12 protein-coding genes and 1 pseudogene are annotated in these 12,590 nt (G+C 50.3%); 1 reads left to right on the top strand and 12 read right to left on the bottom strand.

All coding sequences use genetic code 11. The features are described from left to right. Nucleotides 1-51: 51 nt before the first annotated feature. From WJM45_RS06630 to WJM45_RS06595, 8 genes are all read right to left on the bottom strand, one after another. A complete protein-coding gene (locus WJM45_RS06630) occupies nucleotides 52-354 on the bottom strand; it encodes a chaperone modulator CbpM (protein ID WP_341328179.1) in 303 nt (100 codons plus the stop codon). 1 nt (nucleotide 355) lies between these two features. Further along, the gene (locus WJM45_RS06625) at nucleotides 356-1,309 is read right to left on the bottom strand and encodes a DnaJ C-terminal domain-containing protein (protein ID WP_341328178.1); all 954 of its coding nucleotides are present in this window, start codon (nucleotides 1,307-1,309) and stop codon (nucleotides 356-358) included. 509 nt (nucleotides 1,310-1,818) lie between these two features. Beyond that, nucleotides 1,819-2,067 (bottom strand): succinate dehydrogenase assembly factor 2, encoded by a 249-nt coding sequence (locus WJM45_RS06620; RefSeq protein WP_341328177.1) that lies wholly within the window; start codon nucleotides 2,065-2,067, stop codon nucleotides 1,819-1,821. After that, the gene (locus WJM45_RS06615) at nucleotides 2,067-2,852 is read right to left on the bottom strand and encodes a succinate dehydrogenase iron-sulfur subunit (protein ID WP_341328176.1); all 786 of its coding nucleotides are present in this window, start codon (nucleotides 2,850-2,852) and stop codon (nucleotides 2,067-2,069) included. The genes WJM45_RS06620 and WJM45_RS06615 overlap by 1 nt, the downstream gene beginning before the upstream one ends. After that, nucleotides 2,852-4,636 (bottom strand): succinate dehydrogenase flavoprotein subunit, encoded by a 1,785-nt coding sequence (gene sdhA, locus WJM45_RS06610; RefSeq protein WP_341328175.1) that lies wholly within the window; start codon nucleotides 4,634-4,636, stop codon nucleotides 2,852-2,854. The genes WJM45_RS06615 and sdhA overlap by 1 nt, the downstream gene beginning before the upstream one ends. A 2-nt stretch (nucleotides 4,637-4,638) precedes the next feature. Next, nucleotides 4,639-5,019, bottom strand: a complete 381-nt coding sequence (gene sdhD / locus WJM45_RS06605; protein WP_341328174.1) for a succinate dehydrogenase, hydrophobic membrane anchor protein — start codon at nucleotides 5,017-5,019, stop codon at nucleotides 4,639-4,641. Between the two features lie 9 nt (nucleotides 5,020-5,028). After that, complete coding sequence (sdhC, locus tag WJM45_RS06600; protein ID WP_341328173.1) at nucleotides 5,029-5,409, bottom strand: succinate dehydrogenase, cytochrome b556 subunit; 381 nt, start codon at nucleotides 5,407-5,409, stop codon at nucleotides 5,029-5,031. 60 nt (nucleotides 5,410-5,469) lie between these two features. Then, nucleotides 5,470-5,640: a succinate dehydrogenase assembly factor 4 gene (locus tag WJM45_RS06595; protein WP_341328172.1), complete on the bottom strand. Its 171-nt coding sequence runs from the start codon at nucleotides 5,638-5,640 to the stop codon at nucleotides 5,470-5,472. A 349-nt stretch (nucleotides 5,641-5,989) separates the two neighbouring features. Here WJM45_RS06595 and WJM45_RS06590 point away from each other — a divergent pair, with 349 nt between their 5' ends. Then, the gene (locus tag WJM45_RS06590; RefSeq protein WP_341328171.1) at nucleotides 5,990-6,874 is read left to right on the top strand and encodes a GGDEF domain-containing protein; all 885 of its coding nucleotides are present in this window, start codon (nucleotides 5,990-5,992) and stop codon (nucleotides 6,872-6,874) included. 469 nt (nucleotides 6,875-7,343) lie between these two features. On the opposite strand, the pseudogene WJM45_RS06585 reads toward WJM45_RS06590, so the two are convergent. The 4 genes and pseudogenes from WJM45_RS06585 to WJM45_RS06570 all read right to left on the bottom strand — a co-directional run bounded on the left by WJM45_RS06585 (nucleotide 7,344) and on the right by WJM45_RS06570 (nucleotide 12,228). After that, nucleotides 7,344-7,878, bottom strand: a pseudogene (locus WJM45_RS06585) (transposase). Between the two features lie 110 nt (nucleotides 7,879-7,988). Then, the gene (locus WJM45_RS06580; protein ID WP_341328170.1) at nucleotides 7,989-9,788 is read right to left on the bottom strand and encodes an asparagine synthase-related protein; all 1,800 of its coding nucleotides are present in this window, start codon (nucleotides 9,786-9,788) and stop codon (nucleotides 7,989-7,991) included. A 10-nt stretch (nucleotides 9,789-9,798) separates the two neighbouring features. Next, nucleotides 9,799-11,016 carry a glycosyltransferase gene (locus WJM45_RS06575; RefSeq protein ID WP_341328169.1) on the bottom strand — a complete coding sequence of 406 codons (1,218 nt, stop codon included), beginning with the start codon at nucleotides 11,014-11,016 and terminating at the stop codon, nucleotides 9,799-9,801. 6 nt (nucleotides 11,017-11,022) lie between these two features. Further along, entirely contained in the window at nucleotides 11,023-12,228 is a 1,206-nt protein-coding gene (locus WJM45_RS06570; protein WP_341328168.1) for a TIGR04063 family PEP-CTERM/XrtA system glycosyltransferase, read from the bottom strand. Nucleotides 12,229-12,590: the final 362 nt, after the last annotated feature.

The raw sequence follows: 12,590 nt of genomic DNA, 5'->3' as shown, positions 1-12,590 counted from the left end.
TTCATGTGCTTCATGGTTAAACTGCCGAATTCAGGTTGAAAGCTTGAAAACCTAGCTTTCGTACCGCTGCCTCAACATTTCGATTTCTTCGAGCAACTCCAGCACCAATGCCGCACCGGGGAGGTTTATGCGAAGATCGCGCTGAAGCCGTTGAACGGCTTGAAGCCTTTTCAGCGCGTCCGCCCCGAAACGCCAGTCGCCGATTTCAGAACCTTCCGGATCCAAAACGCCCTCCTCGACCAGTTCGATAATCCACTCGGCGCTGGTTTGTCCGAGCCGGCACAATTCAAGCAACGTAAAACGGGTATTATCATCCAAAACGGTAACGCTGCTTATGATGACTTCATTGCTCATACTAGACTCCCATCCCGACTCTCGGATTCAGCGGCATCGCTCTTGCCATTTGTTCGTATATCGCTTTATCGGCATCAGACTTGACTGGAGGCACGACAACTTTCAAAACGGCAAACTGATCGCCGGGCGGATTGCCGGGTAAGCCTCGCTTTTTCAGCCGCAGCTTATGGCCGGTTTGCGAACCGGGCGGAATTTTCAATTCGACCGCGCCGCCCAGCGTCGGCACGGCAAGCGTTGCGCCCAACGCAGCCTCCCAAGGCGTTACCGGCAATTCCAAATAGATATCGAGCCCTTCGGCATGAAAATGACGATGCTTTCTGAACGCAATTTCGAGATACAAATCGCCTTGCCGCCCTTTTCCGATGCCGGGCCCGCCTTGACCGGTCAAGCGGATTTGCTGTCCGGCCTTCACGCCTTTGGGAATTTTGACGTTCAATGTGCGCGTTTTATTGATCATACGCCCGGCGTCATCGAGCTCAGGGATTTGTAGACTAATTAGGCGAGAAGCGCCGTGATAGGCATCTTCGAGATCGATTAGAATTTTAGCGCGATGATCTTGTCCTTGTGCCGAAAAATTCCGGCTATAAGTCTGTCTGCTTGCCCCGAACGGTGCGCCTCGCCCGAACAGCGTTTCGAAAAAGTCGCTGAAACCCGACGTATCGCCGCCGGTAAAGCCGCCGCCGGAAAACTCGAAACCGACATCCCAATCGGGCGGCGGCGTAAACGGCTGGCCTTCGCGCCATTGACTGCCGATGCGGTCGTAGGCCGCTCTTTTTTGAGGATCTTTCAGGACTTCATAAGCCTCGCCGACTTCCTTGAATTTTTGTTCGGCATCGGGCTCCTTGCTGACATCGGGATGATATTTTCGCGCCAGTTTACGATAGGCGCGCTTAATCTCGTCTTGAGTCGCGGTTTTTTCGACGCCCATTATTTTGTAATAGTCTTTGTATTCCATCGATAAACCTTTCCTTATCTGTTTCTATGCTTCAGGTTTCATGGCTCCGGCGTATGGAGATGGGACGAGTACATGTGTAGGATAGGTAGAGGCGGAAGCCGAAACCCATCCTACGTCTACAATTTATGTATGATAATGAGTTGAGTGCCGCTCCCGCGGCACGGGACGCAGAGCGTCCAGGACTGCATTCCCACGCCGGAGCGCTCGCCGTTATACATAAGTCGTAGATACCGTCTTGCCATCTTGGCGAATGTGACCTCGATATCCTTTATTGTTACTTAACGTACCCGACTTCGAAATCGCGACGAAGGCGTCGCTCCCACAAGGGGGCCGGATGCTCTGTGGGAGCGATCCCCAGATCGCGATTTCGAAGCCACTGATGTTCAATATCCGCAGATTTATCAAACAACACCGTTCCCAGAGGTTTACGATGACCTCCGTTTAGCAAGTTTACCGATATTTGTGTATAACGAGAACGCCGGAGCGTGGGAACGATAATCGATAGCGCCTCAACGACTGCCTTGCATCAGGTCCCGAATTTTTGCGACCAACTCGGCTTGCATGCCTGGCGCGGGTTCGCAATCGCCCATCAATAACGGCAAAAGCAACGAATCTTCCAGATTCAGCAAGGCTAGAAACGATTTTTTTTCGTCGTCCCCGGCGGCCAAATAACCATACTCGAGATAATTGATCAGCATGATATCCAGCTCCAGCGTGCCGCGCCGGCATCTCCAGCGAAGTTTGGCCAATTCGCTCATTACCCCAGTTTTCGTTGCACCAGCAGTTTTTTAGTTTCCGCTATCGCCTTGGCCGGATTCAAGCCTTTCGGGCAAGTATCGGTACAGTTCATGATCGTATGGCAACGATATAGCTTGAATGGGTCTTCCAATTCGTCGAGACGTTCGCCGGTTCCTTCATCGCGGCTGTCAACGAGCCAACGGTAGGCCTGCAATAAAATAGCCGGCCCCAAATAACGCTCGCTGTTCCACCAATAACTCGGACAACTGGTCGAGCAACACGCACACAAGACACATTCATAAAGTCCGTCAAGTTTCGCCCTATCCTCCCGGCTTTGCAGTCTTTCGGAATCGGCCGGCGGTGGCGTTTGCGTTGCCATCCACGGTTTAATCGAAGCATATTGCGCATAAAAATGCGTCATATCGGGAACCAGGTCTTTGACGACCGCCATATGCGGTAACGGAAAAATCTTGATCGTGCCTTTGTATTCATCGATCGCCTTGGTACAAACCAAGGTATTTTTACCGTTGACGTTCATCGCACAAGATCCGCAAACCCCTTCGCGGCACGAACGCCTGAACGTCAGAGTGCTGTCGATCTCGTTTTTGATCTTGATAATGGCATCGAGTATCATCGGGCCGCAGCTTCCGACATCGACTTCGTAAGCATCGATGCGCGGATTTTCACCCGAATCGGGATCCCAGCGATACACCTCGAATCGTCGAGTATTCGATGCGCCGTCGGGCGCCTTGAAAAACTTGCCCCGGGTCAACTTGGAATTTTTCGGCAATGTAAACTCAACCATCAGTAAACCCTCTCTTTCGGCGGAATGGCTTCGACTTCATCGGTCAAGGTATATAAATGCACCGGTCGATAGTCGATTTTGACTTCATTATCGTTTAACCAAAGCAAACTATGTTTCAGCCAATTCGCATCGTCGCGCTGACTGAAATCCTCACGGGCGTGCCCTCCCCGGCTTTCGGTTCGGTTCCCGGCCGCAGCCATCGTAACGACCGCTTGGCTCATTAAATTATCCAATTCCAAGGTTTCGACCAGATCGGTATTCCAAATCATCGACTTGTCGGCCACGCTCACATCGGCAAGGCTTTCTCGAATGGCTTTCAGTTGCGTCAAGCCCTCCGCCAATGTCGACCCGGTTCTAAACACGGCCGCCTTGCTTTGCATGACGCGCTGCATGTCGAGACGGATCTCGGATGTCGTGCGGCTGCCGTTGGCATTGCGCAACTTATCGAAACGTTCCAAGGCCTTGTCGCATGCATCTTTCGCGAGCGGCTTATGAGCCGTGCCGGGCTTGATCAATTCGGCGCAGCGAATAGCCGCCGAACGTCCGAAGACGACCAAATCGAGCAGCGAATTGGACCCCAAGCGATTGGCCCCATGCACCGACACGCAAGCCGCTTCGCCGATCGCCATCAAACCCGGTATCACTTTGTCCGGATCGCCGTCTTTCAACGTGACGACTTCGGCTTTGTAATTGGTCGGAATACCGCCCATGTTGTAATGCACGGTCGGCAGTACCGGAATCGGCTCCTTGGTGACATCGACGCCGGCGAATATCCGAGACGTTTCGGCAATGCCCGGCAAACGTTCGTGAATGATCGCCGGATCCAAATGTTCGATATGTAAATACACATGATCCTTGAGCGGACCGAGGCCGCGGCCTTCGTTGATCTCGACCGTCATCGCGCGGCTCACGACGTCGCGGGATGCCAGATCTTTCGCCGACGGCGCGTACCTTTCCATAAAGCGTTCGCCTTCGGAGTTGGTCAAATAACCGCCCTCCCCTCGCACACCTTCGGTAATCAGACAGCCCGAACCGTAAATACCGGTCGGATGAAACTGCACGAACTCCATGTCCTGCAAGGCCAAACCGGCGCGAAGCACCATCGCGTTGCCGTCGCCGGTCACGGTATGCGCCGACGTGCAAGAAAAATAACTCCGCCCGTAACCGCCGGTCGCCAATACGGTCATGTGACCCTTGAATAGATGCAAGGAGCCGTCATCCAAACACCAAGCCAGCACGCCCCGGCATTCTTCGCCTTCCATAATTAAATCGAGAGCGATATATTCGACGAAAAATTCGGCATTATGCTTCAAAGACTGCTGATACAGGGTATGCAAGATCGCATGACCGGTCAGGTCGGCCGCCGCGCATGTGCGTTGCGCCTGCCCTTTGCCGAAATGCGTGGTCATGCCGCCGAACGCGCGCTGATAAATCTTGCCTTCCGGCGTTCTGGAAAACGGCACGCCATAATGCTCCAACTCGATCACGGCCGGAATCGCTTCGCGGCACATATATTCGATCGCATCCTGATCGCCCAGCCAATCCGAGCCTTTGACCGTGTCGTACATGTGAAAACGCCAGTCGTCTTCGCCCATGTTGCCGAGCGCGGCGCTGATGCCGCCTTGAGCGGCCACGGTATGACTGCGGGTTGGAAAGACTTTTGAAATACAAGCAGTCTTGAGACCCTTTTCAACCATCCCGAAAGTCGCGCGCAGCCCCGCCCCTCCCGCGCCGACCACCACCACGTCGTAACTGTGTTCGATAATCTTATAACTTCCCGTCATGTTTAGCCTGCTAGAGATATTTGCAAAACAGCGAACAATGCCGCGACGGCGATTGCCGTAAACAGCAAATGACACGTCCAAACCGCAATCATTTTCGCGCCTTCGGTGGAGACATAATCCTCGATGACCACTTGCACACCCAATGCCGCGTGAAAGCATACCGCCAAAATCCATAGCGCGATAACAACCGCATTAAGCGGCGACGCAAGCCAGCTTACCGTTTCTTGATAAGTCGAGGTAGTCGCCAGCTTGATCAAAACAATCAACCAATACGACAAGGGTATTAAAGCCGCCGCGGTAACGCGTTGCAGCCACCAATGTTCGGTGCCGGATTTAGCCGAACCCAAACCGCGCGCCTTCGAAATCGGTGATCGATAGTCCATGCTTGGCTCCTATAGAATGAAAAATGCAAAGGTGGCTACTGTCAAAACCAGCGAAACGAAAAGCTCGATTAGCGCATAGCGATTCAAGGTTTCGTTGTCGAAACTGCAACCGGCATCCCAAATCAGATGACGAACGCCGTGACACAAATGAAAAAACAAGGCATACATGAAGCCCCAAAGTACGATTTGCAACAAAATCGAATCGGTCATCGCCTGCATTGACGCGAAGGCTTCGGCGCCGCCGGCAATCGCATAAAGCATGCATACAAACAGGATCAAGCCGAAAGAGAGCATGACGCCGGTCATTCGATGGGTAATGGAAATGAGGCCCGTCAAGGGCAATCGGTAGACTTGTAGATGAGGGGATAAAGGTCTGTTAGTACTGTTCATAACCGCCGCCTGCTGTTATTGAAAGCCACATACTACCCTTAGCATAGGGAATTTTCCAGGTTAAAAGTCGATACACCGGCCTTTATTTTCCCAATCGCCGTATCGGGTCGGTTCAGGGCCCGGAGCGCCTCCTGTTTCGGGAGTAGAATTCGATGGTTTAGAATCCGTATCTAGCGGCGTTTCTTTGTCTTGCTCATTCATTTGGCGTTCTTTATTCGGGTCGTTTTTCATGTCATCTACTCCTAAATTATATTCCACTGTTTCCCAAGCTCCGGCTTGGGAAACGCACCCCGGAAGCTCCAGCTTCCAGGGACCGAAACAACCTCAATCAACCTCGGCTTGCTCGTTCAATCTTCCTTGATCGTCGGGAAGCTAGAGCTTCCTGAACAGCTTACCCAAGCTGGAGCTTGGGTAACAGCGTAATCTTAAACCAGCCTAGGTATAGGGCGGCAAGATTTTGCCATCGGCCCCGTCATGTTATTGACGCAATCAATTCACAGCATTGATATTAAAATATTTTTACGTTTTGGCACGATAATAGCTCTAATGCTAAAAACAAATCTTTATCGAGGATTTAGCCATGCCAAAAAAAGCCGCCAATCTCGCCGTTGTCAGTAACAATACATTCGAAGCCTTCAAAGCGGATAATTTGACTCATTATGACATTAGCAGCGCTTTGCAAACCACACTGGAATTCGATGAATTGATCCACATCTTCAGTAATAAAATCCAAAACCTGATTCCACATAGCGGCTTTATTTACAGCAACGAAGAATTCGATCTCGAAATCAAAAACGGTATAGTCACTCGAAGCTCATGCTCTTATGCGATGAAGGTCGAAGAACAGCAGCTCGGCGAACTGAAATTGATGCGTCGTCAAAAGTTTTCCGAACAAGAATTAACAATGATTGAAACGCTGCTTTGTTGCTTGATCTATCCGCTCAGAAACGCGACCTTATTTCAGAAAGCAATGAATCTGGCATTTACCGATATACTGACGCAAACACGAAACCGTTCCGCATTCAACGACACCGTTCGCCGTGAAATGCGCCTTGCCCATAGAAACGGCAAGCATCTATCGGTAGTATTTATCGATATCGACCATTTCAAAAGCATCAACGATAATTATGGTCACCAATGCGGCGACCTTGCGTTAACATCGATCGCCAAATGGATCAATGAAAGCATTAGAAGCAGCGACATCGTGTTCCGTTACGGCGGCGAGGAATTCGTCGTTCTTCTCAGCGACACCGATTTAGAAGGCGCCGAATTGCTGGCGGAAAGAATTCGGCAAAACATCGAAAATCATATATTCGCTTACGGACTGGAAACGATTCGCATGACCGCAAGCCTCGGCACCAGCTCATTACGCGGCGACGACACGCTAGACGAATTCATCGACCGGGCCGATCAAGCCATGTACCGAGCCAAACAAAGCGGCAGAAACCGTGTCGTTACGGCTTAATGATGACTTTTCGCCTGAAACCACAGATCCAGCATCATCAACAAGCTGTTTCCCAAGCTCCAGCTTGGGAAACACACCCCGGAAGCTCCAGCTTCCCGAGACCGAAACAACCGCAATCAACCCCGACTCGCTCGCTCAATTTTCCTTGATCATCGCGAAGCTAGGGCTTCCTGAACAGCTTACCCAAGCTGGAGCTGGGTAACAGCATAATAGCGTCAGTGCTCCGGTTCATCCACATAGCCTCACTCAGCTGTCTCCCAAGCTCCAGCTTGGGAGACACAACCCGGAAGCTCTAGCTTCCAGAGATCCTCACCATTGTCGAACCACTTCGATCATCCCTTCTTGCCCTAAATAATTTCGCGCACTGGAATAGCGCCAGTGTTCCGGCTTATCTACATAGCCTTGTTCAGCTGTTTCCCAAGCTCCAGCTTGGGAAACCCAACCCGGAAGCTCCAGCTTCCCGAGACCCTCACCATTGCCGAATCACTTCGATCATCCCTTCTTGCCCTAAATAGTTTCGCGCACTGGAATAACGCCAATGTTCCGGCTTATCTACATAGCCGCGTTTAACGGGGTTTTGATGAATATATTCCAGCTTTTGACGCATAACCTTCTCTGACTCTATTATTTGCGGATGGCTGCCTTCTTCCCAAACCTGATAGTCACTCTCATGCTTGTGTACCCGTTTAAATAATGCCAGTAATTCCAAATAATCTATTTGAACGATGCTGTTCAAGATGGGCAATGAGTTGTTTTGCCGTGTATGATTTAAATCTCTGGATATCACGGCTTAAATTTTCGGAAGCGGCAATCAGATGTAAGTGATTTTCAAGGATGACATAACCGTATAGTTGAAAATTGTCATTGCGCTGGAGATAACGCCAGGAGTCAAGCACGATATCGACTAACTTTGGATTTGTGAACAATGGCAGCCAGTGGTTTATTGTTGCTGTCAGGAAATGCGGGCAAGGGTTGGTTAACACTCGATAACTGCTTCTTGGCATGTTTTTGCACCTTAAGTAGGACGGGAAGCTAGAGCTTCCGGAACCGGTTTCCCAAGCTGGAGCTTGGGAAACAGCAAAAATCTGGAGCTTGGGAAACCGCGAATTACGGCTTAGTGATGATTTTTCGCCTGAAACCAAAGCTCCAGCATCATCAATATCCAAATCAATTCGCCGTAATAGGCGGCATGTATGCTCTGATGCATATTGACGGCATGATCGAGAAAATCGGCGCGAAAATAATCGCGCTTTTTCAAGGCGCCGATACTATCGTATGCCAGCTCTTTCAACGGCTGGTGGTCCTGCAGCCAAATCCCGAACGGCAAACCGAAACCGTGTTTGGATTTGTTGATAATGGCCTCAGGCAAAAAGTCGCGCATCGCTTGCTTATAAAACCAACGCAATTGCTGACCTTTCAACTTTTCCGAAGACGGTATCCGACAAGACAAATCGACAATCTCGTTGCTCAGTAACGGATAACGCACCTCGACACCGACCATCTCGCACATTCGATTGACCTTGACCAAATCGTTATCATGCAAGGTCGTTTTCCAATCCATGTACAGCATACGGTTTAAAGCCGAAGCATTTTCCGGTCGGTGATAACAATCTCGTAGACTCTGAATCGGCCGGTCTATATCGATGCCTGTCAAAAAATCATCGGTAAATATTTCCTGAGCCGGATGACGGTTCATGAAGTTATAGTCTTGCAAACGGTCCGGCAACGGAACTTCGGCCTGCTCGACATAGCGCTTGGCTTTGAATAGGATTTTATTTTTCAGTAGCGCATCGGGTGCATTGTACAAACCGGTTCTCAACAAAGTCCTAGCAAAACCGGGTATTCGATAATAGCGATTAAACAACAATTGTTTCGCATAGCGTTCATTGCCCGCGTACAACTCATCGCCGCCGTCGCCGGCCAGCATTACCTGAATGCCGTTGTCCTTAGCCAATTTGGCGCAATAATAAGCCGCCAACGCCGACGAATTGCCGAACGGCTCGTCGTAATATGCGGCAATCTTCGGCACGGCGGCCACGGTATCGTCCGGCGTCACATAGTATTCATGCGGCTGGGTTTTGAAACGATCGACTGCAATTCGCGCATACTCGATCTCATCGTAACCCTCAACCGGAAAACCCATCGTAAAAGTTTTGGCTTGCTCCGGATACACTTTCGATAACGCACCGGCAACGCTCGAACTGTCCAGCCCACCGCTCAAAAACGCGCCGGTCACATTCGAATCGGCAGCCGACTGCCGGACGGCTTCGATGATTTCATTCCGTAATTCTTGTCCGGATTTCTCGAGCGAATAAGCCCCTTGTTCGGAAAAAACCGGCACCCAATAATACTGCAGAGCGATTTTTCCATCTTGATAAGTCAATAATTGCCCGCCCTCCAATTTTTGGACTTGTCGGTAAATCGTATGCGGGCTCGGACAATGATGAAAATAGACATAATCGTAAATCGATTGGCGGGAAATCTCTGAACTGACTTCAGGGTGCGTGATAACACTATCGGCGGTCGAACCGAACACGATTCCGTTCGGCGTTTGCGCATAATAGAGATTATTTTGCCCTAGGCGGTCTGTCGCCAACAACAAGCGTTTCTCGGATTCATCGAACAACATTAAGGTAAATGCGCCTTGCATGTCCTTGATAAAATCGGCGCCCTTAGCTTGATAGTTTTCGACAATCGCTTCTAGCGGCACGAAACCATGACCGGTAAGCGCAAGCCGGCAATGCCCCTGCTCAAGCGACCGTTTATCATCGGAGACTAAAGCGAACGATTCGGCTATGCGTATGCCGATCGTTTTTTTAGTCGACAAGGGCGCGCAATTTTTCAGCGATTCGGCAAGCTCAGGCGCTTGATTTCGATCGATACCGGTACCCAACCAGCCAGCAATAAATCCCATTTTTCACCCTTTAATCGATTTTTGTTTTTTCTATAATCCGCTTAAATTCGGCAACCAAAGTATCGACACGGCGATGCCACGCGTTCTGCTCGGCATAATGCCTGATCGCCTGCCTGTCCCACTGTTTATTCAACGCATCCGATAAAGCAAGTTTTAATGCCGAAACATCGCCGAAGGGCGCGATCGTACCTAATGACGCATCATTGACGACTTCGCTATTGCCGCCGACATCGGTGGTTATCACCGGCAAACCGCAAGCCATCGCCTCCAAAAAAACATTGGCCCACCCTTCATTGGCTGTCGACAATACAAATACATCCGATGCCGACAACGGCGATTTTAATTGTTCCGAAGGCAACGGCCCTAAAAAGCGGACATGGTTTTGCAAATTCAAGTCGGCAACTTGTTGTTCCAATTGCTTTCGATTATTACCCTCGGCGCAAGCCCCGCCGACGATCAAATACATCAAGCCGGGAAATTCTTCGCGCAATAACGGCATCACGTCAATGACACGATGATAACCTTTGCGATCGACCAAACCGCCGACCGATATCAATACTGGCGCACCTTCAGGCAAATTCAAAGCCCGCCTGGCTTCGGCGCGATCGACCGGATGAAACTTATCGGCATCGACGCCGTTACCGACGACTTGTATTTTGTTCGAATCGATGCCCAACGCAACGACGTGACGCTTGAGCGAATCGGCCACCGAAAATATTTTCGTGGCCCGCTGCAAGGCCGAAATAATCCGAAGTTTGCGTGCCGGAAACTTCGACAAACTGACTTCAGTCCCTCTTAATGTAATCGTCACCGGCGCCTTGAACCATCTCCCGAGCCAGGTCGCGGCATAACCGTCCGGATAGGCGAAATGCGCGTCAATCATATTAAATCGGTGTCTCCGCTTCAATCGGACCATGGTCGGCAAAGAACCCAACGCCATCATAAAACCGTCCCAATGTTTCAAGACCCCCGGAATCGACAAAAAACGAGGATAATAAACCTCAACCCCCTGTTGTAATTCAAATTTCGGCGGCTGAGGCCGAAAACCCGGCTTCGCCAAACGGATCAGGCCTTGCAACGGAAACCAGGCAACCGGCGAAACTACGACAATCGGCAATTGCTGACCGACCCGAAACATCCGCTCACGAATGAACACACCGGAATTCGGTTGCGCGGAACTAGGAAACAAAGAGCAAAAAACGACGAGGCGAGGAGTTTTATCAGTCATGGACAATCATTTTTGAAGCAAACGCTGATAAACATTTTGATAACGGCTTACGCTATAAGCCCAATTCCGTTTTTCCTCGACGAAACGGCGCCCGTTCGCGCGAATCGCATCCCATTGGGAACGATTGTTCAACAAACGCAGAACCGTTTGCGCGAGACTTTCGGCATTTCCCGCTGCAAATAAATAACCGGTCTTTTCATCGTCGATCAATTCCTTATGCCCGCCGACATCGGACGCCACGACCAACCGCCCTTGCGCCATCGCCTCCAACGGTTTGAGCGGCGTAACCAAATCGGTCAAACGCATCGACAGGCGCGGATAAACGAAAATATCGACCTGATTGTAATAATCTTGCACTCGATCATGCGGCACTCGCCCGGTAAAAACGACCTTGTCCAGCAAACCCAAATCGCTGGCCTTTTGCTTGATCGCGTCATTCTGAGGACCGCCGCCGACCAACAATAAACGAACATCCGGAATTTCCTTCAAAATCGCGGGCAAGGCATCGAGCAAAAGAGGAATACCTTCATAGGCATAGAACGAACCGATGAACCCCAATACCACCTTATCCACTAACCCCAGTTGTTCGCGCAATGACAGATCGGCCTCGACGCCGAGGCTGAATTTATCGATATCGACCGCATTCGGAATTACGGTAATTTTGCTATCGGCAACGCCCCGACCGATAATGTCGTTTCGCAGACCTTCGCAGATCGTCGTCACGGCATCGGCATTCTTGAACACTTGAGTTTCTAAATAATGAGTTAAGCGATAACGCAAACTGCCTTCAGTCGTCGAACCGTGATCGACCGCCGCATCCTCCCAAAACGCTCGGCACTCGTAGACCAAGGGAATATTGTGTTTTCGTGCCGCTTTCAGAGCGGCCAAGCCATTTAACGCGGGAGAATGCGCGTGCAAAACATCGGGGTTGATTTCCGGAATGATTTCATCCAAGCGCTTACAGAGCGATTTCACAATCGCCCATTGGTTCACAATCGGCCAATCGGCCCAAAAACATCGCGGCATCGGCGACCGGTAAAAAAGCAGCCCGTCGACTTCTTCAACCGCTTGCTCGGCGACTTTATGCTTGGCCGAAGTCACATGAAACGTTTGCCAACCGAGTTTTTTTTGTTGTTCTAAAATAGCACGGGTCCTAAAAGTGTAACCGCTATGCAGTGGAATCGAATGATCAAGTATGTGCAGTATTTTCATTTTTTGTTGTTATTCAAACTGGCTTCCCACTTAAAGAGGGACAAAAGCACTAAGGAACGAGCATGAAATAACTTAGACAACGGTTGGAAGGGGATTTGGTGGCTCGATTGACAGGTGTCGGCGGCAGGGATAGCCGCCGTCAAGCCTACACGGATGTATTCACGGCGTCCTGTCAAGCGAGTCACCAAACCGCCACAAAGCCTACTACTTGTATTAAGTTATTTTGTGCGTATTCCTAAGGATTAACCTTAAACTATCCCGCGTTAAGTGAGTAGCCTTCAAACTCGACACGGCCATCGATAAGTTTGGAATTTTTTATTAAGTTTAGCCCGAAAATTGCGTCAATATACACTATCTTTTTT

Origin of the sequence: Methylotuvimicrobium sp. KM2 (genome assembly GCF_038051925.1) — a bacterium.
Taxonomy (GTDB): domain Bacteria; phylum Pseudomonadota; class Gammaproteobacteria; order Methylococcales; family Methylomonadaceae; genus Methylotuvimicrobium.
Note: the sequence above shows the minus strand (reverse complement) of the source record. Positions and strands in the feature narration are given on the sequence as shown.

What these genes read in the sequence shown, in the direction of transcription:
- WJM45_RS06595 (WP_341328172.1), bottom strand. Translation starts at nt 5,640, where the DNA reads ATGAAAAACGACCCGAATAAAGAACGCCAAATGAATGAGCAAGACAAA.
- sdhA (WP_341328175.1), bottom strand. Translation starts at nt 4,636, where the DNA reads ATGACGGGAAGTTATAAGATTATCGAACACAGTTACGACGTGGTGGTG.
- WJM45_RS06615 (WP_341328176.1), bottom strand. Translation starts at nt 2,852, where the DNA reads ATGGTTGAGTTTACATTGCCGAAAAATTCCAAGTTGACCCGGGGCAAG.
- sdhD (WP_341328174.1), bottom strand. Translation starts at nt 5,019, where the DNA reads ATGGACTATCGATCACCGATTTCGAAGGCGCGCGGTTTGGGTTCGGCT.
- WJM45_RS06620 (WP_341328177.1), bottom strand. Translation starts at nt 2,067, where the DNA reads ATGAGCGAATTGGCCAAACTTCGCTGGAGATGCCGGCGCGGCACGCTG.
- WJM45_RS06630 (WP_341328179.1), bottom strand. Translation starts at nt 354, where the DNA reads ATGAGCAATGAAGTCATCATAAGCAGCGTTACCGTTTTGGATGATAAT.
- sdhC (WP_341328173.1), bottom strand. Translation starts at nt 5,409, where the DNA reads ATGAACAGTACTAACAGACCTTTATCCCCTCATCTACAAGTCTACCGA.
- WJM45_RS06580 (WP_341328170.1), bottom strand. Translation starts at nt 9,788, where the DNA reads ATGGGATTTATTGCTGGCTGGTTGGGTACCGGTATCGATCGAAATCAA.
- WJM45_RS06625 (WP_341328178.1), bottom strand. Translation starts at nt 1,309, where the DNA reads ATGGAATACAAAGACTATTACAAAATAATGGGCGTCGAAAAAACCGCG.
- WJM45_RS06575 (WP_341328169.1), bottom strand. Translation starts at nt 11,016, where the DNA reads ATGACTGATAAAACTCCTCGCCTCGTCGTTTTTTGCTCTTTGTTTCCT.
- WJM45_RS06590 (WP_341328171.1), top strand. Translation starts at nt 5,990, where the DNA reads ATGCCAAAAAAAGCCGCCAATCTCGCCGTTGTCAGTAACAATACATTC.
- WJM45_RS06570 (WP_341328168.1), bottom strand. Translation starts at nt 12,228, where the DNA reads ATGAAAATACTGCACATACTTGATCATTCGATTCCACTGCATAGCGGT.